This is a genomic window from Desulfocastanea catecholica, from assembly GCF_054657295.1.
The window spans coordinates 67,762-90,899 of the sequence record NZ_BAAHYZ010000021.1 but is presented as its reverse complement, the minus strand read 5'-3'; the positions used below and the strand labels follow the sequence as shown (position 1 = coordinate 90,899).

At 44.8% G+C, this 23,138-nt stretch carries 22 protein-coding genes and 2 tRNA genes; 10 read left to right on the top strand and 14 right to left on the bottom strand.

Annotated elements, in window-relative coordinates; all coding sequences use genetic code 11:
• Positions 1-206: 206 nt before the first annotated feature.
• Positions 207-746, bottom strand: a complete 540-nt coding sequence (locus tag ACYQ8U_RS17410) for a type II TA system antitoxin MqsA family protein (RefSeq protein ID WP_459946832.1) — start codon at positions 744-746, stop codon at positions 207-209.
• Positions 747-759: 13 nt separating this feature from the next.
• A complete protein-coding gene (locus ACYQ8U_RS17405; protein WP_459946835.1) occupies positions 760-1,065 on the bottom strand; it encodes a DUF4258 domain-containing protein in 306 nt (101 codons plus the stop codon).
• 647 nt (positions 1,066-1,712) lie between these two features.
• Here ACYQ8U_RS17405 and ACYQ8U_RS17400 point away from each other — a divergent pair.
• On the top strand, positions 1,713-2,036 hold the full coding sequence (locus ACYQ8U_RS17400) for a hypothetical protein (protein ID WP_459946831.1): 324 nt from the start codon (positions 1,713-1,715) through the stop codon (positions 2,034-2,036).
• A gap of 308 nt (positions 2,037-2,344) precedes the next feature.
• Here the strand turns inward: ACYQ8U_RS17400 and ACYQ8U_RS17395 are convergent, their stop codons facing one another.
• A complete protein-coding gene (locus tag ACYQ8U_RS17395; RefSeq protein WP_459946834.1) occupies positions 2,345-2,602 on the bottom strand; it encodes an ATP-binding protein in 258 nt (85 codons plus the stop codon).
• 500 nt (positions 2,603-3,102) lie between these two features.
• The gene (gene nadB / locus ACYQ8U_RS17390; RefSeq protein ID WP_459946830.1) at positions 3,103-4,668 is read right to left on the bottom strand and encodes an L-aspartate oxidase; all 1,566 of its coding nucleotides are present in this window, start codon (positions 4,666-4,668) and stop codon (positions 3,103-3,105) included.
• Positions 4,669-4,878: 210 nt separating this feature from the next.
• Here nadB and ACYQ8U_RS17385 point away from each other — a divergent pair, with 210 nt between their 5' ends.
• Positions 4,879-5,655 (top strand): ParA family protein, encoded by a 777-nt coding sequence (locus tag ACYQ8U_RS17385; protein WP_459946829.1) that lies wholly within the window; start codon positions 4,879-4,881, stop codon positions 5,653-5,655.
• A gap of 4 nt (positions 5,656-5,659) precedes the next feature.
• Complete coding sequence (locus ACYQ8U_RS17380) at positions 5,660-6,523, top strand: ParB/RepB/Spo0J family partition protein (RefSeq protein ID WP_459946828.1); 864 nt, start codon at positions 5,660-5,662, stop codon at positions 6,521-6,523.
• A 121-nt stretch (positions 6,524-6,644) separates the two neighbouring features.
• Here the strand turns inward: ACYQ8U_RS17380 and ACYQ8U_RS17375 are convergent.
• Positions 6,645-6,736, bottom strand: a tRNA-Ser gene (locus tag ACYQ8U_RS17375).
• Positions 6,737-6,754: 18 nt separating this feature from the next.
• Positions 6,755-6,840: transfer RNA gene (locus tag ACYQ8U_RS17370), tRNA-Ser, on the bottom strand.
• Positions 6,841-7,017: 177 nt separating this feature from the next.
• Between ACYQ8U_RS17370 and ACYQ8U_RS17365 the strand changes: the two genes are divergently transcribed.
• The 3 genes from ACYQ8U_RS17365 to ACYQ8U_RS17355 are packed head-to-tail and all read left to right on the top strand — an operon-like array spanning position 7,018 to position 9,827.
• Complete coding sequence (locus tag ACYQ8U_RS17365; RefSeq protein WP_459946833.1) at positions 7,018-8,571, top strand: sigma 54-interacting transcriptional regulator; 1,554 nt, start codon at positions 7,018-7,020, stop codon at positions 8,569-8,571.
• 5 nt (positions 8,572-8,576) lie between these two features.
• On the top strand, positions 8,577-9,119 hold the full coding sequence (locus ACYQ8U_RS17360; protein ID WP_459946827.1) for an epoxyqueuosine reductase QueH: 543 nt from the start codon (positions 8,577-8,579) through the stop codon (positions 9,117-9,119).
• A gap of 30 nt (positions 9,120-9,149) precedes the next feature.
• On the top strand, positions 9,150-9,827 hold the full coding sequence (locus tag ACYQ8U_RS17355; protein WP_459946826.1) for an XTP/dITP diphosphatase: 678 nt from the start codon (positions 9,150-9,152) through the stop codon (positions 9,825-9,827).
• Positions 9,828-9,849: 22 nt separating this feature from the next.
• Here ACYQ8U_RS17355 and ACYQ8U_RS17350 read toward each other — a convergent pair whose 3' ends face one another.
• The 4 genes from ACYQ8U_RS17350 to dnaN all read right to left on the bottom strand — a co-directional run bounded on the left by ACYQ8U_RS17350 (position 9,850) and on the right by dnaN (position 17,050).
• The gene (locus ACYQ8U_RS17350; RefSeq protein WP_459946825.1) at positions 9,850-10,869 is read right to left on the bottom strand and encodes an NAD(P)H-dependent glycerol-3-phosphate dehydrogenase; all 1,020 of its coding nucleotides are present in this window, start codon (positions 10,867-10,869) and stop codon (positions 9,850-9,852) included.
• Positions 10,859-13,402: a DNA gyrase subunit A gene (gyrA, locus tag ACYQ8U_RS17345; RefSeq protein ID WP_459946824.1), complete on the bottom strand. Its 2,544-nt coding sequence runs from the start codon at positions 13,400-13,402 to the stop codon at positions 10,859-10,861. The genes ACYQ8U_RS17350 and gyrA overlap by 11 nt, the downstream gene beginning before the upstream one ends.
• Before the next feature lie 63 nt (positions 13,403-13,465).
• Positions 13,466-15,880, bottom strand: a complete 2,415-nt coding sequence (gyrB, locus tag ACYQ8U_RS17340; RefSeq protein WP_459946823.1) for a DNA topoisomerase (ATP-hydrolyzing) subunit B — start codon at positions 15,878-15,880, stop codon at positions 13,466-13,468.
• Positions 15,881-15,919: 39 nt separating this feature from the next.
• Positions 15,920-17,050, bottom strand: a complete 1,131-nt coding sequence (dnaN, locus tag ACYQ8U_RS17335; RefSeq protein WP_459946822.1) for a DNA polymerase III subunit beta — start codon at positions 17,048-17,050, stop codon at positions 15,920-15,922.
• A 361-nt stretch (positions 17,051-17,411) separates the two neighbouring features.
• Between dnaN and ACYQ8U_RS17330 the strand changes: the two genes are divergently transcribed.
• Complete coding sequence (locus ACYQ8U_RS17330) at positions 17,412-18,533, top strand: serine hydrolase domain-containing protein (protein WP_459946821.1); 1,122 nt, start codon at positions 17,412-17,414, stop codon at positions 18,531-18,533.
• 49 nt (positions 18,534-18,582) lie between these two features.
• Here ACYQ8U_RS17330 and ACYQ8U_RS17325 read toward each other — a convergent pair whose 3' ends face one another.
• The 4 genes from ACYQ8U_RS17325 to ACYQ8U_RS17310 all read right to left on the bottom strand — a co-directional run bounded on the left by ACYQ8U_RS17325 (position 18,583) and on the right by ACYQ8U_RS17310 (position 19,821).
• Positions 18,583-18,756 carry a hypothetical protein gene (locus ACYQ8U_RS17325; protein ID WP_459946820.1) on the bottom strand — a complete coding sequence of 58 codons (174 nt, stop codon included), beginning with the start codon at positions 18,754-18,756 and terminating at the stop codon, positions 18,583-18,585.
• 20 nt (positions 18,757-18,776) lie between these two features.
• A complete protein-coding gene (locus ACYQ8U_RS17320; protein ID WP_459946819.1) occupies positions 18,777-19,079 on the bottom strand; it encodes a hypothetical protein in 303 nt (100 codons plus the stop codon).
• Between the two features lie 12 nt (positions 19,080-19,091).
• On the bottom strand, positions 19,092-19,406 hold the full coding sequence (locus ACYQ8U_RS17315) for a peroxiredoxin (protein ID WP_459946818.1): 315 nt from the start codon (positions 19,404-19,406) through the stop codon (positions 19,092-19,094).
• A 157-nt stretch (positions 19,407-19,563) separates the two neighbouring features.
• Positions 19,564-19,821: a sulfurtransferase TusA family protein gene (locus ACYQ8U_RS17310; RefSeq protein ID WP_459946817.1), complete on the bottom strand. Its 258-nt coding sequence runs from the start codon at positions 19,819-19,821 to the stop codon at positions 19,564-19,566.
• A 305-nt stretch (positions 19,822-20,126) separates the two neighbouring features.
• Between ACYQ8U_RS17310 and ACYQ8U_RS17305 the strand changes: the two genes are divergently transcribed.
• The 3 genes from ACYQ8U_RS17305 to gatC all read left to right on the top strand — a co-directional run bounded on the left by ACYQ8U_RS17305 (position 20,127) and on the right by gatC (position 23,128).
• On the top strand, positions 20,127-21,371 hold the full coding sequence (locus ACYQ8U_RS17305) for a YeeE/YedE thiosulfate transporter family protein (protein ID WP_459946816.1): 1,245 nt from the start codon (positions 20,127-20,129) through the stop codon (positions 21,369-21,371).
• 325 nt (positions 21,372-21,696) lie between these two features.
• Entirely contained in the window at positions 21,697-22,818 is a 1,122-nt protein-coding gene (locus tag ACYQ8U_RS17300) for an HD domain-containing phosphohydrolase (RefSeq protein WP_459946815.1), read from the top strand.
• A 25-nt stretch (positions 22,819-22,843) separates the two neighbouring features.
• Positions 22,844-23,128: an Asp-tRNA(Asn)/Glu-tRNA(Gln) amidotransferase subunit GatC gene (gatC, locus tag ACYQ8U_RS17295; RefSeq protein WP_459946814.1), complete on the top strand. Its 285-nt coding sequence runs from the start codon at positions 22,844-22,846 to the stop codon at positions 23,126-23,128.
• Positions 23,129-23,138: the final 10 nt, after the last annotated feature.

The following is a 23,138-nucleotide window of genomic DNA, read 5'->3' as shown; positions in this document are numbered from 1 at the left end:
AGATACCGCGTCCCCGGATAATTGGATATTGGAGCTGAAACGCTTTTGTACGAAGCGAACAATACTGAAGAGCCTTGTGCGGGAAAACCGCACGCAGGGATCTCTGAGGGGGCGGTCGGGTAACTGGCCGTCCTACCTCGATGCTTTCTCTTGGCAAGCCTTGAGCTTGAAGCACATTCAAAGTTTAAGGTGTTGCGCCGATTTCCCTATGCAACGCATTCGATCATACCCAGGCATTTTTGCGGCGTCACTTTGTCAAGCCATTCCCCGGGGTTGATCTGAATGCTTTTGTCTGGGTTTGTTGGCACTTTGGCAATATGCTTGAGAATCTCGACCCAGTCAGTACAAACCGGCTCTTCCTGTGTACTATTGACCATGGTGATGTAGGTTGACCGGATGAATTTCTCCAAGGGTTCACTTGCCGTTTCATGCCCGTTCTCAAACCTTGAGAGTGTTGATGGATCTATCGACAGGACCGTAGCGAACTCAGAAGCTTTCAGCCTCATTTCTTTTCGCAGGAACCGAATCTCTTTTCCAGACAATCGCTCCTTCTGGCAGCAGAGGCTTATACCGATGACCTGGTGCAGTTGTTTGATCTTGGGGATCGACACATATACTTCGCCGCACTGATGGCATTTGTACTGTGGAATACCGAAGATGACAACGTTATCCAAGCCGCAAGTGTCGTACTTGTATGGCTGATCCTTTATAACTTCCATCGCCGTATTGCATTGATAACATTTCATAATCAGGCCTCTTTCAGAAAGCTGTCACAATTATTTGCGTGTCTCGGCTCACAATTGCTGTAACGACACGGCCAGACTGACCTTCTATGTCATCGCCTTTGATTCGGTACTTCCAGTTGCCTCTGACTTGATCGAATTGCTTTTCCTCAACTTCACCATATTCAAGAATGTGGATCACATCGGCAGCCGTAAAGTTGCCATTACGCATTTCCTCCCGTGCATGTGAGGTGAATATTACGTGCCCATATTCAAGAATGTCTCTGATCAGTACCAAAGCGTCAGGGGCCGACAGCTCTATTGTGGAATCGAATTGGGGCATATTCAATTATAAGCACGTAGTTGAGATATGATCAAGATTTTTGCTTCATGCAGTCTACCCCAACGTCAGGCCGTGTTCAACATTTTTCGAATTCCGTTGATTGAAGATAGTTTGTTTTGTACCTGTGCCATCGGAGGAAATGGTGATATATTATCTCAAAACTTTGCCACACAAAGTGAAATAAACATTCAATGTTTCAAACCGGCTTGCGACAGGCAAAAACGTAGAACCTCTAATTTACTAAGGCCTTCAGGGGAAGAAGACATGGCCAGAGCACCTTGTAATCGATTTGTTTTCCCTGCATAGAGATTACAGAAGGCAATATCAACCGTTCGAGCAAGACTGTAAGTTAAGCTTCCTGAAAAGATCAACTGTGTACAGGCCTTTTATAGCAAGGAGAAATGGTGAACCAAACAATACTCCAGAAAAAAATTTACGGCGGTTCCATCGAATCGCGATTGGCCTTTGGCCTCTTGCTTTTCAAAAAAATTGGCAAACCCTTTGCCGAGCTTACTAGTGTTTCAGTAGCCCTTGCTCGTATGCGAACTCAGGAAAGTGACTTAGCCGCTCATATGCAGTCTCTCATGCTCGGCAAAGTTTGTTCTTCCTGTGCTGCCTCCGACAGTGGAGGTTGCTGCAGCAGGTACATGGCTGGTGAGACAGATAGTCTACAAATACTCATAAACATGATGGCGGGAGTTGATGTCGCCCAGGTCAATTATAGCCCTGCAGAATGCTGCTATCTTGGTGCGGCAACTGGCTGCATTTTTAATTTTAAGCCTATGTTTTGCCTCAACTACAATTGCAGCAGCATCAAAGTGCAAGCGAACGGTTCCGGATTGCGGCAACTGGAGAAGTTTGCTGCAGTATTGCTTGGCAGTCAATATGATCTCGAAATGCACCTCTTTCGTCTTCTGAGTACCCATGAATCTCTGCAAAAGGAAATCCTCGATTTACAAGTAGAAGAGTGAATATTCTGTATTAATAGAGGTAATAAAGAAAATTCTCAAGACTTGTAGAGGCAAGCTCAACCTATTTCATCGAATAGGATAACTAATCTTAAGCCCAAGTAGAAAAACAGTGTCTAAGTGTCTGAGAAAAGAATTTTTAATTAAAAAATTTTGGTAACTACACTCCCCCCTAAAAAAACAAGAAAAATCACAAAAAAAAGCTTGACAGGTTTTTGGCGTACAAAAAATAAAAAAAATTAAGTTGGTCTTTTTTCTTTCAGGGGACCGTTGATTGGTGTGGTTGTTTTACCCACACCAATCTATTTAAACTACTGCTTAACTACTTCTTTCAAGGCTATTTCATAGAGCGTGCCTCGGTGGTCTAAATTACTGCATGATTTTCGTCCACCATGATCTTCAATAATTTCTTTTGCTATTGCCAGGCTTAATCCTGTTCCTTGTCTGTGGTGGAGAAGGTCGGGGATACACAGTCCATCAAACACTCTTCCGGACAGGGACGGTTCAATACCGGGTCCCTGATTAGTTTCGTGAATATAAACATCAGATGCATCTTTCCAGCATTTGATCGTTAGAAAACCTTTTCATATGAGTTTTTGTAAGCATTATTAATAATATAGACAAACGATTCCTTCAGAACGTTCCAGTCCGCCACAAACTCTATTGTATCATCACAATCACAGTTTACCATTACCCCGTGGATATCATAGAAAGCCAAATCTTTGATTATACTATTAATTACTAAAAAAAAGGCTTGGGAGACAATTTTTTTCTAGGCCATTTTTAACGGATAAATATCTGGTTATCTTTCCCACCAGGTCTTGAATCTTTACCCCTGAATGGAGCACCAAAGCTAAATATGCCTTAGCCCTTTCAGGGAGGCCATTTATTTCCCTAGGAGATCGCTGCCTAAAATATTTCCATTAAGTGGTGTTCTTGTTCCGTGATTTATAATATTCAATGTTGTTGTTTTAAGGATATCTAGTCATCATCAAAAACATATAAAACACTGTGCACCTGAAACGGCAAAAGCGCACAGCTTTTGGTTACTTTTTTTTCTGGATTAACGTTACTCATTATCAGCAACTGCCGGGTAATCAATAATGTAATGTAATCCTTTCGATTCTTTTCTCTTTAGGGAGGCATCAATAATAAGAGACGCAACGAGAGAAATATTTCTCAGCTCCAGCATGTTAGGTGTTACTCTATATCTGCCGAGGATTTCATCAATCTCTTTCCTGACCTCAGCTATTCTCTGCTTGGCGACCAGTAAACGAGATTCTTTTCTGACAATTCCGACATAATTCCACATTACCCTTCTAATTATATCCCAATTGTGATTGATCAATATTTCCTCGTCAATCTGTTCTTTCTCGTTTTTCGGATAGTCAACTACCTGTGCGGTCGGTTCTTTTTTCAAGGAATCCCATTTTTTCTCGCAATATCTGAAAACATTCTCTGCAAAGACAACGGCCTCAAGCAGACTATTGCTCGCCAGTCTATTTGCTCCATGTAGTCCGGTGCAGGACGTCTCTCCCAAGGCGAAAAGATTTTCAATGGTTGTTCGACCGTGGATATCGGTAGTTACCCCCCCACACAAATAATGTGCTGCAGGAACGACGGGAATAGGCTGTTGAGATATATCGATACCGAGAGACAAACACTTTTCAAAAATAGTCGGAAATCTTTGTTGTAGAAACTCCCTTTTTTTGTGGCTTATGTCGAGATACACACAATCACAACCTGTTTTTTTCATTTCAGTATCGATCGCCCTGGCAACTTTATCTCGAGTGGCCAACTCCATTTTTTCAGGCTCGTATTTTTCCATAAATCTTTGGTTCTCTTTATTCAAGAGCAGGGCGCCTTCTCCACGTACTGCTTCGGAAATAAGGAAATTTTTCGCCTGGTGATGATACAAACATGTAGGATGGAATTGGACAAATTCCATATTATCTGTTTTGGCCCCCGCACGACATGCGACAGCAATGCCATCACCGGTAGCAATATCCGGATTACTTGTATAAAGATACACTTTTCCGGCACCTCCCGTGCATAGCACCACCACCTTGGCGAGAAACGACTTTACTTCGCCATCCTCATCGATAACATATGCCCCGATACATTTTTTTTGACCACCATCGCCTTCTCTCCCTGTAACATCCACAGTGATCAAATCTACGCACATGTGATTTTCATAGAGGTTTATTGACTTCACCTTACCAACATTCTCAATCAAGGCCCTCTCAATCTCCTTTCCTGTCAAGTCATACGCATGGGCAACTCTTCTTTTTGAATGTCCACCCTCTCTGCCTAAGCTCAGTCGCCCATCTTTTTCTTTGACGAAAGCAACACCCATGTCGACAAGCTCACGAACTCTTGCCGGTCCATTTTCGACCACCATGCGAACTACGCCTTCATCACACAGACCGGCTCCTGCCTGCAGGGTATCCTGTATATGCTCCGCAAAACTATCTTCGGAACCAAGAACTGCGGCTATGCCGCCCTGAGCAAGATTTGTGGCGGTATCAACTTCTTCTTTTTTCGTGACAACATTCACCGATCCCAACCTCGAAGCCTTCAGGGCAAACGACAAACCCGCAATACCACTCCCAACAACCAAAAAGTCTGATTCCATCACCCATCTCCCGAAAAGAATGTTTCACGTGAAACACTAAAAATTATCAAACCCCAGAAAAACCTAAATTCTTTTTACATAAAAATGCAAGTAACTTATGTGAATTAAACAAAAAAGAACATATTTCTCTAGAAAATGAAAATTTATCGAGATATATTTGCCTGAAACGTTTAGTTTGTGCGTATTAAAATTTTTCTTTGAAGGAACAAGATGGAACTATCTGCTAAAATAATTGCCGTTGCAAACCAGAAGGGTGGTGTTGGAAAAACCACTACCTCGATCAATCTCTCCGCTGCCCTTGCACAGAAAAGAAAAAAAGTACTTCTCGTCGACTCAGACCCACAGGGGAACGCATCGAGTGGTGTCGGGGTTAATATGAAAAAAGTGCGTATGCACCTTTACCACGCATATTCTGGAGAGTATTCCGGGGCGGAGGTTCTTCGCAACAGTGGGGTAACCAATCTCGATATACTGCCGTCAAGTATTGACCTGGTTGCCGCAGAAATCGAAATGATAAATGTGACCAGTAGAGAAACCAAACTAAAAACCCTGCTGGAACCCTTGCTACAGTCGTACGACTATATAATAATAGACTGTCCGCCGTCACTTGGTCTTTTAACTGTAAACGCCTTAACCTCGGCGAACTCCGTGCTGATCCCCATGCAATGTGAGTATTTCGCCATGGAAGGCCTCGCCCAACTGGTCAACACTATTCGTTCGGTAAAGAAAGCGTATAACAAATCGTTGTACATTGAGGGGTTGATCTTAACTATGTTTGATAAGAGAAACAGGCTCACCCATCAGGTCGCTGCAGAAATCGAGAACCACTTTAAAGAACAACTCTTTAAAACGGTCATCCCTCGAAACGTCAGACTCAGTGAATGTCCAAGTCATGGTCAAACGATTATTGATTATGACAAGCAATCAACCGGAGCTGTCGCTTACATGAATCTTGCAAAAGAGTTCCTGACCAAGCAGAGGAAATAACAACATGAGCAAAAAAACAGGCCTAGGCCAAGGAGTAGGGTTACTTTTTGGAGAAGAACGAGAAACCTTCTTTGAGTGTAATATTAACCGGATTATCGCCAACAAATACCAACCGCGAACCAACTTTAATGCCGACGACCTTCAGGAGTTATCCGACTCAATCCGTGAAAGAGGCGTCATACAGCCGCTTATCGTCACTTCTGGTCCGGACGATAATTATGAACTTATCGCAGGCGAGAGAAGGCTTAGAGCGTCGAAACTTGCCGGGCTAACACAGGTACCGGTTATCCTTCTCGATGTGGAAAATGAAGACAGTTTGCTGGAACTCGCGCTCATCGAGAACGTTCAGCGAACAGATCTTAACCCCATTGAAGAAGCTGAAGCCTATAAAAAACTTATTGAAAAGTTCGGTTACACTCAGGAAGAGACGGCAAAGAGGGTAGGGAAGCAACGTTCCACAGTTACTAACATGTTGAGATTACTAAAACTTCCCGATATGGTACGAGGTGATATAACCAACGGTTTACTATCTGAAGGGCATGGCCGTGCTTTGGTCAAGTTGGTTGACGATCCATTAAAATTACAGGAAATCAGAAATCTCATTATTAAAAATGGCCTTTCCGTCAGACAAACAGAAAAGATTGTCAAGAAGACATCTTTCACCAAGTCTCCGACAAAAAGAACGGGTAAGCCGGCGCCTGAAGCGATCCCCCCTTCTTATAAAAATTCTCTGTTGACCCAGTTGACAAATCGTTTAAACTCAAAGGTTTACATCACGGAAAATGGTGGGAGGGGTAAGATTGAAATCGAATATTATTCCCTTGATGATCTTGATCGTGTCACTGAACTGTTGTTAAATGAAAATTAATTAATCGACACGCTGTTAGTTTTTTAGGATCCCCCCCAGGGATACTGAAAAGAAATGCCAATACAGCTATAACGGAAAAAGGGACCTGGTGTAATGCAGCAGGTCCCCTTTTTTTACATTTTGGCGGAGAGGGAGGGATTCGAACCCTCGGTGGAGTCTTACCCCCACACTCGCTTAGCAGGCGAGCACCATCGGCCTCTCGGTCACCTCTCCGCGCAACATTTTGTTTTTTGGCGGAGGAAGTAGGATTCGAACCCACGGTACTTTCGTACAACGGTTTTCAAGACCGCCGCCTTAAACCACTCGGCCATTCCTCCGTGGAGCATTATGTACCATTTGAACAAAATTATGTCAACAGGATGCACTCGAATTTATTTTATTCAATATAATATTTCACATTTTTGTAATAAACATTCGATAAAGCCGCCAAGTTTTGTTACAGTAAGGGAAATCTGTTGAAAAAACACTCTTCTTTAAACATTTTTCCTATTGATATGCCTGCTAAAAATGACATTTCCAAACAGTTAGAGGACCTGACTGCTCTTTACGAAATAACCAAACAACTTGCCTCTTCCCTTGAGTTGCGTGATTGTCTTGAGAAAACCATGCATATTCTCTCGGAGATGCGACACATGGAGAACGGAACGGTCACCATTGTCAATCCAAGTACCGGTAAACTCGAAATCGAGGTCGCCCATGGTATGACGGCCGAAGGAAGAAAGAGAGGAAAATACAAGATTGGCGAGGGAATCACCGGTCGAGTTGTATCTACCGGGGAACCTATCATCGTGCCGCAAATTTCTGAAGAACCTCTCTTTCTCAACCGAACCAGGGCCAGAGGCAACTTAACCGAGCAAAAACGATCGTTTTTATGCGTCCCTATAAAGGACGGCCAAAATGTTATCGGAACCCTGAGCATAGACAGGTTGTATGAAAATGGGATAGGGGAGCAGGCCAACACCGACCTGCAATACTTGACTGTACTGTCAAGCATAATTGCCCAGACCGTGGTGCGTATTCAGAAGGTGAACAAAGAGACGGAAGAGCTCTATACGGAAAATTTAAAACTGAAAAGAGAGCTTTCTGAAAAAAACAAAATTAATGACATAATCGGTAATTCCAGCAGAATGCAGGACGTGTATGAAATGATCCACCGGGTTGTTGATTCGAATGCAACGGTACTTCTTCGAGGTGAATCGGGGACGGGAAAAACGCTGGTTGCCAAGGCATTGCATTATAACGGAAAAAGAAAAGCCAAACCTTTTGTTGTCGTCAATTGTTCGGCTCTTCCCGAAACCTTGCTTGAGTCTGAGCTTTTTGGTCATGAAAAAGGAGCCTTTACCGGCGCAACAGACAGAAAAATTGGCCGTTTCGAACAGGCGGAGGGGGGGACTCTTTTTCTCGACGAAATAGGTGAAATCAGCAATTCAGTGCAGGTCAAACTCCTCAACGTTGTCCAGGAAAGAACATTTCAGCGCCTGGGATCGACCAGACAGCTTACCTGTGATGTCCGTCTTGTTGCCGCGACCAACCGAGACCTGGAAACGGCGGTGTCCGAGAAAAACTTTCGCGAAGACCTCTACTATCGTCTCAATGTTTTTCCGGTCTATATGCCGCCACTTCGTGAGCGACGAACGGATATTCTACTTATAGCTGAATTTTTTCTGGAAAAGTACGCCCGGGAAAACAATAAAAACATCAGAAGAATCTCTACCTCAGCTATTGATATGCTCATTCAGTATCACTGGCCCGGTAATGTTCGTGAGTTGCAGAACTGTATAGAGCGGGCGGTGATTATCTGTGACGGAGATACCATACAAGGAATTCACCTGCCGCCGACGCTGCAGACTGCCGAATCTTCCAAAAGAGAAAATCCCTGTTCCTTATCCGTGGCGGTTGAAAATTTTGAAAAAGAGCTGATAATTGAAGGACTGAAACGAAATAATGGTAACCAGACAAAGACGGCAAAAGATCTGGATACCAGTCTTCGTATTATCAATTATAAAATTCACCAATATAATATCGACCCAAAAAATTACAAAATCTGACTCCGATGAAGGTACTTTTACACGTGTGCTGCGGGCCCTGTACAATTTATCCACTTTCGGCCCTTCGAGAAAAAGGGCTGGAGGTGACCGGTCACTTTTTCAACCCTAATATTCACCCGTTCAAGGAATTCAAACAACGACTTTCTACCCTGAAGGACTACGCCGACAACACAAATCTGCCTCTCATCCTCGACCCGCACTATGGCCTGACCGAATTTGTTCGTCAGGTGGCATTTCATGAAGCTGAACGGTGTGATATCTGCTATCATATTCGCCTGGAAAAGACGGCTGCGGTGGCCAGGGAAATGGCGTTTGACGCTTTCTCAACAACACTGCTCTACAGTAAATACCAACGCCATGCTGATCTCATAAGCTTATGCGAGGAACTGTCAACAAGCCACGACATTCCTTTTTATTATGAAGATTTCCGCATAGGGTGGCAGCAAGGTATTGATGTGTCAAAAGAACTGGGGATGTATCGCCAGCCCTATTGCGGCTGTGTCTACAGTGAGCAAGAGCGATATGACAAAAGTCTTCGTAAAAAATAATGTATCTCAATTTTCGTAAAGGTATATCACATGCTTTCTATCCTGGTTATAGCAACACGAAACAAAAACAAGCTGCGCGAATTTCGTGAAGTATTTAAGGATCTGCATATAGAAGTTCGCTCCCTCGACGATTTTGGCCCAACCCCCGAGGCAATAGAAGACGGTGCGACTTTCGATGAAAACGCCTACAAGAAGGCTCTGCATACGGCAAAAGTCCTTGGTCTGCCGGCCATAGCCGACGATTCGGGTCTGGTCGTTGAAGCATTGAACGGTGCGCCTGGTGTCTATTCTGCCCGTTATGCCGGCGAAAAGGCCACAGATGATGAAAACTGCAATAAACTCCTCAAAGCTCTGCAGGGTGTCGATGACCGGCGCGCCCATTTCCAGTGTGTTCTTTCTATCGCCGTGCCATCCGGTCCTGCTCTGACCTATGAAGGAAGATGCGACGGCGTGATTATCGATGAAAAAAGAGGTGAAAACGGTTTTGGCTATGACCCTGTCTTTTATTTTACGGAATTAGGCAAAACGTTTGCCGAGCTGTCCATTGAGGAAAAAATGCAGGTGAGCCATCGGGGCAAGGCACTGGCCGAAGTAAAGAAGGAAGTAAATATGATAAAGAAATGGCTTGAGCAACGACTCCTGGAAGAGAAACCACCAAAGCCGGACCACGGGGCATTTACCGACAAAGACTGGTCGGATGAGATATAACAAAAAAGGGGGAGGCGGAAGGTTACTCGACCTTTAATTCCCTGTTCAGTAAATCTCTGACCGCCTCGGAACAATTTTTCCCACGATAAATTATACTATAGACCTGCTCAAGTATGGGCATGTCTATTTTCATCTTCTGGGCAAGATCATAGACCGATTTGGTGGTCTTTATCCCTTCGGCCACCATAGACATTTCGCTCTTTATCTCCTCAAGGGTTTTACCTGCACCAAGTTTTAAACCCACCATTCTGTTTCTGCTCAGATCCCCGGTACAGGTAAGAATCAGGTCGCCAAGGCCGCTTAAGCCGGAAAAGGTAGCCGGATCGGCGTGCAGCGCGATGCCCAGCCGCTGTATCTCGGCCAGCCCACGGGTTATCAAGGCGGCCCGGGTATTGAGCCCATAGCCCAGTCCATCACATACCCCTGTGGCAATGGCAATGATATTTTTCAGCGCGGCACTTATCTCCAGCCCAATGACATCGCTGCTGGCGTAGACCCGGAAAAATTCAGTGCCGAAAAGCTGTTGCACTTCTTTGGCCGTAGATAAACGAGAAAAGCCGATTGTGACAGCGGTCGGCACTTTTTTAGCGACTTCTTTGGCAAAAGAAGGACCCGAAATAACACCTAATTCAATATTTTTATCAGACAGTCCATGTTCGAATAATATTTCGGTCATCACCTGGGTCATCGTCTTCAGTGTCGCATTCTCTATGCCTTTAACTGCGGAAATAATTCTGCAGTTAAAGGCAAGAAAAGGCAGCATTTCAATAAAGACCTGGCGGTATGAATGTGATGGTACCGCCATAACGATATAAGGGACACCTTGCACCGCCGCCTTCAGGTCATTTACCGGCTGAAGATCAACTGGAAAAGAAGAATCGGGCAGATACTTTTTGTTTTCCCGGTCACGTATCAGACTATTGACATGATCAGGCCGATGACCCCACAAGTGCACAGGATAACCCTTCCCAGCCAGGAGTATTGCCAGCGCGGTACCCCAGGACCCTGCGCCAATTACGGCTATTTTAGGGTTACTCTTCATCGGCACCTGGTTCAACATCAGAAATTGGTTCAATTATCTGGTCGTTTTCATCGTCAAAGGTGGCATCTTCGTCGTCATCTTCACTCGTGTCCTTCGCCAGACTATCCATGCTGACCACCCGTTCATTTTCGTCGAGATTGATCAGTTTTACCCCTTGAGTACTTCTACCGATAACCCTGATGGTACTCAGATCCATTCGAATTATTTTGCCGGAGTCGGCAATAAGAATGACCTCTTCCTCGTCATCGACCTGTTTTGCAGCGATAACATCGCCGTTTCTCAAACTTCTCTTAATACCTCGAACTCCCTTACCCCCTCGTTTTTGCAGGCGATATTCCTCGATGGGACTTCTTTTTCCGAAGCCATTTTCCGTGACAATCAGTATTGAATTATTCGAATCAATAACAATAGCACTGACCACCTCGTCATCGGAGCCCAGACTGATACCTTTCACCCCTGCGGCGGTCCGGCCCATGGTCCGTATATCCGTCTCTTCAAAATGGATACACATGCCTTTTTTGGTAACCAACAGGATAGTATCATCGCCGTTGAGGACATGAGCCGCTATGATTTCATCCCCTTCATTGATGGTCAGCGCGCGTTTTCCTTTGCGTAGAGGCCGGCTGAACTCCTGCAGACTGGTTTTTTTGATACGCCCGGATTTGGTGACCATAAGGATGGTTTTGTTATTTGATTCATCATCAAAACTGGCAATGGGGAGAATAGCGGCAATTTTTTCGTCTGCCGCCAGATTGAGCAGGTTGACGATTGCCTTTCCTCGAGCGGTCCTGCCGGCAAGCGGCAGTTGATACACTTTTCGCCAGAACACCTTGCCTTGATTGGTAAAAAACAGGAAAATATCCAGGGTCGAAGCGACATACAGATCAGAAACGAAATCTTCTTCAATATTTTTAACGGCCGTGACGCCTTTGCCCCCTCTGTTCTGCGACCGGTAGAGGGAGACTGGATTCCTTTTTATATAGCCGGAATGCGTCACCGTGACAGCCATATCTTCCGGTGCAATCATGTCTTCGGGCAGAATTTCATCCGTTGCATCTATTATTTCTGTTCGTCGATCATCGCCGTACTGTTCTTTCAGCTCATTGAATTCATCCTTAATGATTTCCATAACCAGCTTTTCATCAGCGAGGATTGCCTTGAGTTTCTCAATTTCCGCCATTATTTCTTCATAATCACGTACTATTTTCTCTCTTTCCAGCCCGGTTAATCGCTGCAATCTCATATCGAGAATGGTCTGGGCCTGGATTTCACTGAGTTCATATCGCCGAATCAGCTCGTCTTTGGCTTCCTGCGGGGTTGTAGAGGCGCGGATGAGCGCGACGACATCGTCAAGATTATCCAGTGCTATTTTAAGACCTTCAAGGATATGGGCTTTTTCTTCCGCTTTTCTCAGTTCAAAGGCTGTCCTGCGATAAATAACTACTTTTCGATGCAAAATAAAATGCTCGAGAATCTGTTTAATATTGAGTATTTCCGGTTTGTTGTTGACTATAGCCAGCAAAATAATGCCAAATGACTTCTGCATCTGGGTCATGGAGTAGAGCTGGTTGATAACTATTTCAGCAATCTCATCTTTTTTCAGTTCGATAACAACCCGAAGCCCGTGCCGGTCGGATTCATCTCTCACCTCGGAAATAGAGCTGATTTTCTTGTCCTTGACCAGTTCGGCTATTTTTTCGACAAGCGATGCCTTATTGACCTGATAGGGTATTTCCGTAATAATTATTGCTTCTCTTTTGCCTTCCTTAATCTTTTCAATATGGGTCAAGGCCCGAATAACAAGAATGCCTCTCCCGGTTTCATAGGCCTCTCTGATCCCCGCTCTGCCGCAGATCTGACCACCTGTCGGAAAATCAGGACCGGTAATGATGGACATTATCTGATGGACGGTGAGGTTTGGATCCTCGATCATGCTTATCAATGCATCGATAACCTCGGTAATATTGTGCGGTGGAATATTCGTCGCCATGCCAACGGCGATACCCGAAGACCCATTTATTAATAAATTTGGTACCTTACTCGGCATCACCGATGGCTCGTTGAGGGAGTTGTCGTAGTTCGGTACCCAGTCTACGGTTTCTTTGTCCAGATCATTGACAATTTCCCGGTCAATCCTGGTCATCCTCGCTTCGGTATAGCGCATGGCCGCAGGGGAATCGCCGTCCATCGATCCAAAGTTGCCCTGACCGTCAACGAGTGGGTAACGCAGGGAAAAATCCTGCGCCATGCGGACAATGGTATCATACGCAGCGGTATCGCCGTGCGGGTGATACTTACCGATAACATCACCGACAATTCGCGCGGATTTAACGTAGGGGCGATTGTAATGCACACCCAGCTCCCGCATAGCAAAGAGGGCTCTTCTGTGTACAGGTTTTAATCCATCACGAACATCCGGCAAGGCACGGCCGACAATGACACTCATGGCATATTCGAGATAGGATTTCTGTAATTCTTTTTCTATGGAAATGACCGGAAACTGCTCACTGCTTTTTTCAGTATCTGTGCTCATAAGAGAATATCTGCTTTGTAATTAACTTCGTTTAAGAGAGGGCGCTTTTCCCGTCTATCAGCATTAAATATCGAGATCGGTCACTTCAAGGGCATGGTTCTGAATGAACTCCCGCCTTGGTTCAACCTTGTCGCCCATCAGCGTTGTGAAAATATCATCAGCCTGTTCAGCATCGTCTATGGTGACCTGCATGAGTGTTCTGTTCTCCGGGTTCATGGTGGTGTCCCAGAGCTGCTCAGGATTCATTTCACCAAGACCCTTGTACCGCTGCAGATGACTTCCTTTGAACGATTCGTCTCGGATAATTTTCAACATCTCACTCCAGTCCGCGGCGTGAATTTGTTTATCCTGTTTCGTTGCCCCGGTATAGATGACGTTAAAACCTGCTTTGATATACGGATGGATTGTGGGAAAGAGACTCAAGGCCGTGCGATATTCATTGATCAGCGGTATTTGCGGACCCAGGGTCATCATTATCTGAATCTTGCCCCGAACAGCGATATCCAACTCATAACAATCAGGACGCCATCTGCAGGAACGGATATTGCCTATAACCAGTTTTTCTTCGGGGAGCTTATCTCTCAGATTCTTTATAAAAGCTTCATCTTTGAACTGATCGGCCGATCGTATACCGTTGTCGAGAAGAAAATAGAGCATCTCCTCCCATATATTCATACGATTCATAAAAGAAACTATCCTTTGATAAACGGACAGTTTTTCAAGAAGTTCAACGAAAAAACCACCCTCAACTATGGTCTTTTCCGGTCCGACAACTTCCACCTTTAAATTTTCACTGGCCTGGGTAAAGAGATGACTGTTGAGCTTATTTTCATCGAGAAAATATTGTTCTTTTTTCCCTCTGCCCAGACGAAAAAGCGGTGGCTGACCTATATAAATGAAACCGCCCTCGACGAGAGGCAGCATCTGCCTGTAGAGAAAGGTCAGCAACAGGGTGCGGATATGGGCACCGTCGACATCGGCATCGGTCATTATAATGACTTTGTGATAGCGCAGTTTTTCTATATCAAATTCGTCTTTACCTATACCGCAGCCCAGGGCGCTGATCAGATGTTTGATTTCCTCACTGCCGAGAATACGATCAAACCTGGCCTTTTCCACGTTGAGAATTTTACCGCGTAAAGGGAGAATAGCCTGATTTGACCTGTCTCTCCCCTGTTTCGCCGAGCCTCCGGCCGAGTCTCCCTCAACGATGAATATTTCCCTTTTGGCCGGATCCTTCTCCTGACACTCGGCAAGTTTTCCTGCCATCATCAGACTTGTTGAACCTTTCTTGCGAGACAGGTCTCTCGCCCGCTTGGCAGCTTCTCGAGCCCTTGCCGCATCAACTACTTTTAACAGGATCTTTTTGGCCACTCCCGGGTTCTGCTCGAGAAAAAGGGTCAATTTTTCGGCACAGACAGATTCGACAATGGATTTAACATCACTGTTTCCCAGCTTGGTTTTGGTCTGCCCCTCAAATTGCGGGTTAGGCACCCTGACGGAGATAACACAGGTAAGACCTTCCCGAACATCGTCTCCGCCCATTTTTTCCCGCATATTCTTGGGAATCATGTCATCATTTGCATATCGGTTTATACACTTGGTCAATGCCGATCTGAATCCGGCGACATGGGTACCGCCTTCACGGGTGTTAATGTTATTGACAAAGGAAAACAGCCTCTCCGAATAGCCGTCGAAGTGCTGCAAGGCTATCTCCACCTCGACATTATCCTTGCTGCCAGAGATAAAGATAGGTTCGTCAAAGACCACTGTTCGATTTCTGTTCAGGTATTCGACATAGGAAACAATACCGCCGGAGGCGTGAAATTTATCTTCTTCCCCGCTTCGTTCGTCTTTCAGATAAATGCGCAAGCCTTTGTTTAAAAAGCCCAGTTCTCTTAATCTGCTTTTGACGGTTTCATAATTGTACACCGTTGTTTCGGTAAAGATGGAGGGATCGGCGGCAAAGGTTATTTTGGTGCCGGTTTTCTCGCTTTCACCAACCACCTGTAACTCACCGGTTCTTTCGCCGTATCTATAGGATTGTTTATAGATTTTTCCATTTCTTTTGATTTCGGCGGTGGTCTCAACCGACAGCGCATTCACCACCGATACCCCGACACCATGCAGACCACCGGAAACCTTATAGCTTGAATGATCGAATTTTCCACCGGCATGCAAGGTGGTCATAACCAGTTCAAGGGCGGTCATGTCCTCGGTTGGATGCTTATCGACAGGAATACCGCGACCGTCATCTTCAACAGAGACGGAATTATCCTCATGAATGGTTACCCGTATACGGCTGCAATAGCCGGCCAAGGCTTCATCAATGCTGTTGTCGACAATTTCCCAGATAAGGTGATGCAGACCTTCTTCAGAAGTATTGCCGATATACATGGATGGTCGTTTTCTAACTGCCTCAAGACCATCGAGGACCTGTATCTGTTGTGCATCGTAACTCTTTGTTGTTTCTGTCACGCTTGTTCCTTTTGTTAAAAAATGAAAGAATCCCGCCTATTATAACTGCATCGGCATGATGATGCTCATGAAGCCCTTATCTTCTTCCGACCTCATAAGACATGGGCTGCTGTTCGAGTTGATGTATGCCTCAACTGTCTCGCATTCCATGACCTGCAGGGTTTCAATAAAATATCGGCAGTTAAAGCCGAGAGTCAGCGGCTCACCGCTATAGGATATGCTCTGTTCGTCTTTGGCATTGCCGAGATCGGCATTTTGCGACGAGAGAATCATCTTGTTGAAATCGATCTTCAGCTGGATAGTGTGATAAATATCTTCGGTGAACAGATTTATTCTCTTCAGGGATTCCAGAAAAGGGATCCTGTTTATTTTTAAGCAGTTCGTCAGCGAAATAGCATCGATAATGGCGGAGTACTTTGGGAATTCTCCATGTTTGAGGCGAATGACCATAACCGCCTGGCCATCTCGCAGCACAACCTGTTTTGCCTCAAAAGAAACCTCAACGGTATCTCTTCCTTCACAGAATTTTTTCCACTCCTGAATGCCCTTTTTAGGGATAAGGGTGACATCGTTGAGATGGAGGTTATCAAGATCGGTGGTCACCTCTTTCTGCATGATGGAAAGACGGTGGCCATCGGAGGAAACCATTCTCAGAAAGTAGGTTTCGTCAATTTTTTCTTTTTCAAAGAGAACACAGGTGAGTGAATAAATATTTTCCTGCTCATTGGCTATGGAATAAATAACTTTTTCTATCAGCTCGAGAAAAATATAACTCTCAAAGGAGAAAAATGTTTCTTCTTCGTATTCAGGAAATTCAGGAAACTCATCACTGGCCAGACCGGCAAGATTGTAGGTACTGAGTCCGGCCTTGATGATGACCCAGCTGTTTTCGGTTTCTTGAATACTTATACTGTCTGAACCTGATTCTCTGACTATTTCAAAAATTTTCTTTGCCGGCAGCGTCAAAGAGCCTTCATCATGAATTTCAGCGGGCACAAAAAGCCGTAGTCCTACTTCCAGATCAGTACCGGTGAGATTCAGTCCACCAGGAGCGGTGTTTATCAATACGTTGGATAAAATAGCCAGCGTACCTTTTTTATTGGTTATATTCTGAAGGCTGTTCAAACCTTCAAGTAGATCATTTTTTATTACGGTGCAGTTTAGTGCCATTAAGGAACTCCTTTTGACATATCCTTAGTATATTTATCTTTTTTATTACTATTATGCGGGTTGATATGTGTAAATTGGTTATAATATGATGATATTTTTGTATTTATTTTAAACAATGAGGGTTGTGAAAATTCTTTGTTTCTGTTTATAAAGAGTTATGAACAGTGTTGTGAACAACTTGTTCATATATTATTAACAAAAGGCTGTGTAACGGATGTTGATAACCGTGTTTATAAGTGATTTTCTCTGTCTGGTACGAACATCAAATTTAAACGAAATTACACAGATATGTTTTGCCCTCATCGGCTCTCTAATCTAGTAAAAATAGGTAAAAATTTCAATAGAATAATAAAAAGAACGCATGGAAGACAGGGATTCTGATCTTTTGAAAAAAAATATAGATAAGATGCTCGAAAAAGCTCTAAAAAACCAAGTTTTTACAGCATGTTCCGTAGGCTTCTTTATAAATAATGCAAAGGGGAGAGTAAGGGATATATTCAATTATGGTTTTGCAGAGGGATTTCATGGCTCCAATCCGGTGAACCGGGAGACGGTTTTTGATCTGGCCTCCCTCACCAAACCTCTGGTTACCTCTCTTTGTCTTCTGGCTCTCATGGAAGAAAAGAAACTGGGTGTTGCAGACACTTTGGATAAATTTCTCACCACGGCGCCCGTTGATAAGCGCGGCATAACCATTTCACAGCTATTGACCCACTCTTCGGGATTACCGGCGCACCGGCCGTATTACAAAGAACTTGTCAAATATCCTGACAACAAAAGAATGAAGAGGCTCATAGCCTGGATTTTGGCGGAAAAACTTGTCTTTGTTCCTGGTACGGCGCACCTGTACAGTGACCTCGGCTTTATTCTTCTTGGTAGAATAATTGAAAAAGTCTCGGGAGAGTCACTGGATGCATATTGGCAAAGGAAGATAGTGCAGCCGCTTGAGCTAACTGGCCTTGAAAAAGGCTTATTTTTCCCCGGAGGACAAAAATCTGCGTCGAAGGTATACGCCGGCACAGGTATGTGTGAATGGTCAAAAAAAAGGCTTTCAGGGTTGGTCCATGACGATAATTGTCGGGCTTTGGGGGGCGTGGCTGGTCATGCGGGACTTTTTGGCAACTCGGACGCACTGTTGTCTTTGTGCGAAATTATAGCATTGCAGTTTCGGGGGGAATATCAACATCCTTCGTTTTGTAATGCAAAGATAAAAAAACGATTCGGTGAAAAAAAAGGTTCGTGGATTTTCGGTTTTGATACACCGACCGCAGGTACATCAAGCAGTGGGCACTATTTTTCAGAGTTGACGATTGGGCATCTGGGATTTACCGGTACCTCTTTCTGGATCGATCTGCAAAGAGGAATCGGCATTGTTCTGCTGACAAACAGGGTTGCCTGCGGTGAAACGACTGCACCGATAAAAAAATTGCGGCCGCTCCTTCACGATCTTCTTATGCAGTTTCTCATAAAAAAATCCGCATGAACAGTCGGGTTCATGCGGATTTTTTTATGAGAAATTTATAACGCTTCGTTTACCACCAGCAGATAGTCTGATCAGCGGTAAAAATTTTGTCGACAAGTGCATCGTAATCCGGATTTTCGGTATTAAGATTAAAAGTGTCGGTTTCTCTATCACGGGTGACTATTTCTACCAGCTTTTTAACTGTTTCATCCGGCTCGGATTTATATATATTCAATATTTTCATGGAAGAGACTCCTGGAAAAGTTATTTTATACCGTAAGGAATGATATGGGTCATTTCGCGTAATTTCTCACCAAGTTCTTCGATGGTAAGAGGCTCAAAACCGTTTTTTTCCACATTGGCCGGCACTGTGGAATAGACTTCTCCTTCCATATCACGCAGCATCTCGATGCTTTCCTGAGTCAATTCATCAAGCTTTGGTATTTCGGTATCCATAACAACGCCGTAGGCGTACATATTTTCAACGGCAAGTCCAAGGGCTGAGCGGATGCCATCTATCGCGTAATCCTTGTGTCTGTACATCAAACAAACTTTTTTGTATTCCATAGCTATATCTCCTTACAGACTCAGATAACAGTCATAATCTTCGATAATAATACCGTGTTGAGCTTGCGTCGCCATTTTTTTAGGAGTAAGTCCCGCGGGGACATCATCAACAGAAAAGCCCTGTTTCTGATAACTGTCAACACAAATGGAAACATCATCCGCTAATTCGCAAAGCCCCGGGAAAGCAGGGTCTTTTGACAGATTTGTCGCTTTCCATGTGAAAAATATCTTAACTTTTGACCCTTTGGCCTTAGCAGCCTTGGTAATACCAATGACGTGCTGCAGGCTGTCAGGTGAAGATACAAAGATACCTAAACTCTTTGCCATGTTAACTTCCTCCAAAAATAATGGTGGCTATTTAATAAAATGTGAGTCGAACAAAAAAGACTGTAAGTGAAGACAATCAGGATAATTGTTCTCACTTACAGTAGGTACGTATGCTGCTCAGTCGCTGGATAAAAAGGGATTCAACACAAAGTGGAAATCAACCTTTTTTAATGAAAAAGCTGATAAAACCTGAACCTTCCTTCTCACCAAGATATTCATGTCCCGAACGTTCACACCAGCCGGGAATGTCATTTCGTGAGCCTGGATCAGTACCGTCTACCTGAAGAATCTCACCGGCGGCCAGTTTGCCCATTTCTTTTTTGGTGCGAAGAAGAGGCATGGGGCAACTTAGTCCTTTGGCATCGAGGACAGTTTTGGGCTTAACGTCATCGGCAACTACTTTTAAATCACTCATTGTTGTTCTCCTCAATATAAAATTAACCATTTAGTTGACGCAGGGACGCCAATTATAAACTCTATTTTGTCAAAGTTTCATTCAATTCAATACTGTCCTATACCGTAGCATCGAGTTTCTGTCAAGAAGTGAAGAGATTGACATTATAACCAACGGAAAAGAAAAGAAAAACAAAAACGCGGTAAAGTATGCATTGTGAAGGCAGTATAAGCGGTTGATCTTGACAAAAAAATACAGGCTGTGTAGAAATTTAATTTTTGAATTCAGCGTTTCAACTTAAGAATATTTAATGAGGAGAGGATACAATGAGTGAAGAGTCTGTTTTAAAAAACAAGGCGAAAGAACTATACGGGTTGTTGTGTGAAAAGGAATGGAATCCTTACGTAACCGGGGTTATTGTCGCCTTTTTTTCGGTAATGATGATGGCCTGGTGGAGGCCATGGGGTGCTGTTGGCGCTATCCGCAACTGGGGTGACTGGATCATGTTTGGCGTTGCCAGCCTGTTCGGTGCCGAAATGGGTGTTTTTCAGTATTATGACGAGGCACCGGCTTCTATTTTTGTAAATTCCGGTTCGGTAATCGGTATAGGATTCGTTGTTGGTGCGTTTATATCCGCTTGTCTCGGCAAGGATTTTGCCCTAAGGGTTCCACCCTACCGGGAAATGGTCAAGGCGGTGATTGCCGGTGTTCTCATGGGCATAGGGGCCACGCTGGCTGGAGGCTGTAATGTCGGTGGTTTTTATAATGCCATAGGCAACCTCGCGGCGAACGGATTCACCATGATGATCGGACTTGTCTTCGGCGTCATCCTCGGGTTGAAACTCCTCTATCTTGAAATGGAACATATTACCTGGGGAGACAGTGGTTCGAAAACGGTCACCTTTCCTCCGGCCGTTATCTATGGACTCGGCGTTGTTGGGATTTTAGGCATAGTCATGGCCTCGTATTCTTATGCCGGTAACGAGGACAGTGACTATATCGCTTCGCTCAGCGGGGTCATTCTTATCGCCGCCTGTCTCGGTTACAGCATGCAACGGGGACGCTGGTGCATGGTGCAGGGCTTTCGTGAGCCGCACATGACCGGGGATTGCACGCTGGCAAAATCAGTCATGTTGTCCATCTTTATTGTTGCTGTCGGTGCGGCAGTACTTAAATATGCCGTCCCTGTTCGGGCGGAAGGGGAGGCGGTCCTGGCCACCGCCCACTATGTTCGCGGAACCTTTGGCTGGGGTGGTGTGGTTGGCGGTTTTATCTTTGGTCTCGGGGCGATGTTTGCCGGTGGTTGCGGCTCCGGAACGCTCTGGCGGGTTGGCGAAGGGCAGGTAAAACTGATGATGGTCGTCCCTTTCTTCGCCATAACTTCATCAATCATGACCGCCTGGTTTCAAGATCAGGAGTTTGAGGCCGACGGGGTTCTCGGCTCCTACGTGTATATGCCGGATGTCTTGGGATATGGTCCGACTCTCGTTATTATTGGCGCTATAATGGTTGCCTGGTATTTGGTTGTTACCTGGAACGAGGAAACGAACAAACTGATAGTGCCGATGTAATAAAATATTTTTATCCGGCTCTTAAAACGCAATTTCATGTGCATGAAATTGCGTTTTTGATTTTAATGCCTACCGGCATGAGTTTTTTTAGGTTTATCGCGGTTATATAAATTTGCTGTTTGTTTATCTGGAAAAATCTGAGGTATACTTAAGGCTGATTGACACGCCTTTTCCGACCTTTCTTGACGAGGCAATCGACCAGCGGTTAGGAGATGAACGGAGCCTGAAACAGGCCGTTGACAGGTGCAGGGACGTTGCAAAAAATTACTGGAAAATGTAGATTCGATCATTACCCTGATTTTTTTGGCCATGCGGAGAAAAAAGATTGAGAAAAGGACCAACCAAGATACTCGTCGCCGACGATGACGCCATGGTCCGGACAACAGTATCGAAGATACTGGAAATGTTCGGACATCGTGTTTTTACCGCCTCCGGTGGTAAAGAGGTTGTTGACATGGTCGACGATAGTTACGATGTCATCATTCTTGATATTAATATGCCCGACTTGGATGGTTTTGCAACCATGGATGAGCTGAACGAACGTAACTATAACATTCCGGTCCTTTTTCTCACCGGAGCCGGCTCGATGGATTATGCAGTCAAGGCAATCAACCTCGGCGCCTACGATTTTCTCACCAAACCCATTGAAAATCTTGATATTTTTAATGTCAAAATTCGTCGGGCTATCGAAAAGAGAAGGTATGTCCTGCAGGAAAGGCACTATAAAGCGGCCCTCGAGGATGACATTCAATCAAAGGCAATTCAGCTGGAAGACCAGAACAAACTGTTACTCTCCTACAGCAACAGCCTGGAACAAGCCACCGTTCAGCTGATGACCAGCCTGCAGAACGCCATGGAGGAAAAGGACTACTATACGGTCGGTCATACCATGCGGGTGACGGAATATGCCCTGATGCTTGGGATGGCTATGGGTCTGTCGGAAGGAGAAATACTGGTGCTGCGAAGAGCCGCCCAGTTTCATGATATAGGTAAACTGGTCATCGACCTTTCCTGTATTCAGAAACCCGGGAAGCTCACCGAGGAAGAATGGGTTTTGATTCGCAAACATCCCAGTGTCGGGGCGAATATTATCCAGCCGTTAGGTTTTATGGAAAGGGAACAGTTCATCATTCGACACCACCACGAGAGAATGGACGGAAAAGGGTACCCTGATGGGCTGACCGGGGATCAACTCGATGATCTGACCAAAATCCTTATTGTCGTCGACAGTTATGATGCCATGACGTCCAAACGAAATTATCGGAAAAACATGAGTCAGAACGAGGCGGTGGAAGAACTCTACCGGTGCAGCAGGACGCAGTTTGACGGCGATGTGGTCGAGTTCTTTGCGCGAAGCATTGTCAATTTTATTCCGACCAAGGGTGTCTTTACCCAGGAGCATCTGGAAAAAGTCTCTCTGCAAAACGTTTATCTGAAAAACCAATAGCAACAATCCACCCCACTGAATGCCGATGAAAATAAGCAAAAAAGAAGTCGAACACGTCGCCCATCTGGCCAGGCTTACCTTAACGGATGAGGAACTGGAGAAAATGACCGGTCAGCTGGATAATATTTTGTCCTACGTGGCAAAACTTGACGAGCTCGATACCAGCCAGGTTGCACCGACGACCCATGTTTTCTCGGTCAGCAACGCTTTTCGAGAGGATGTGGCAAAAGAATCCCTGCCCCAGGCCGAGGCACTGAAGAATGGTCCGCAACACAACGGGGCAATGTTCCAGGTTCCTAAGATTATTTAATATAGGTTTT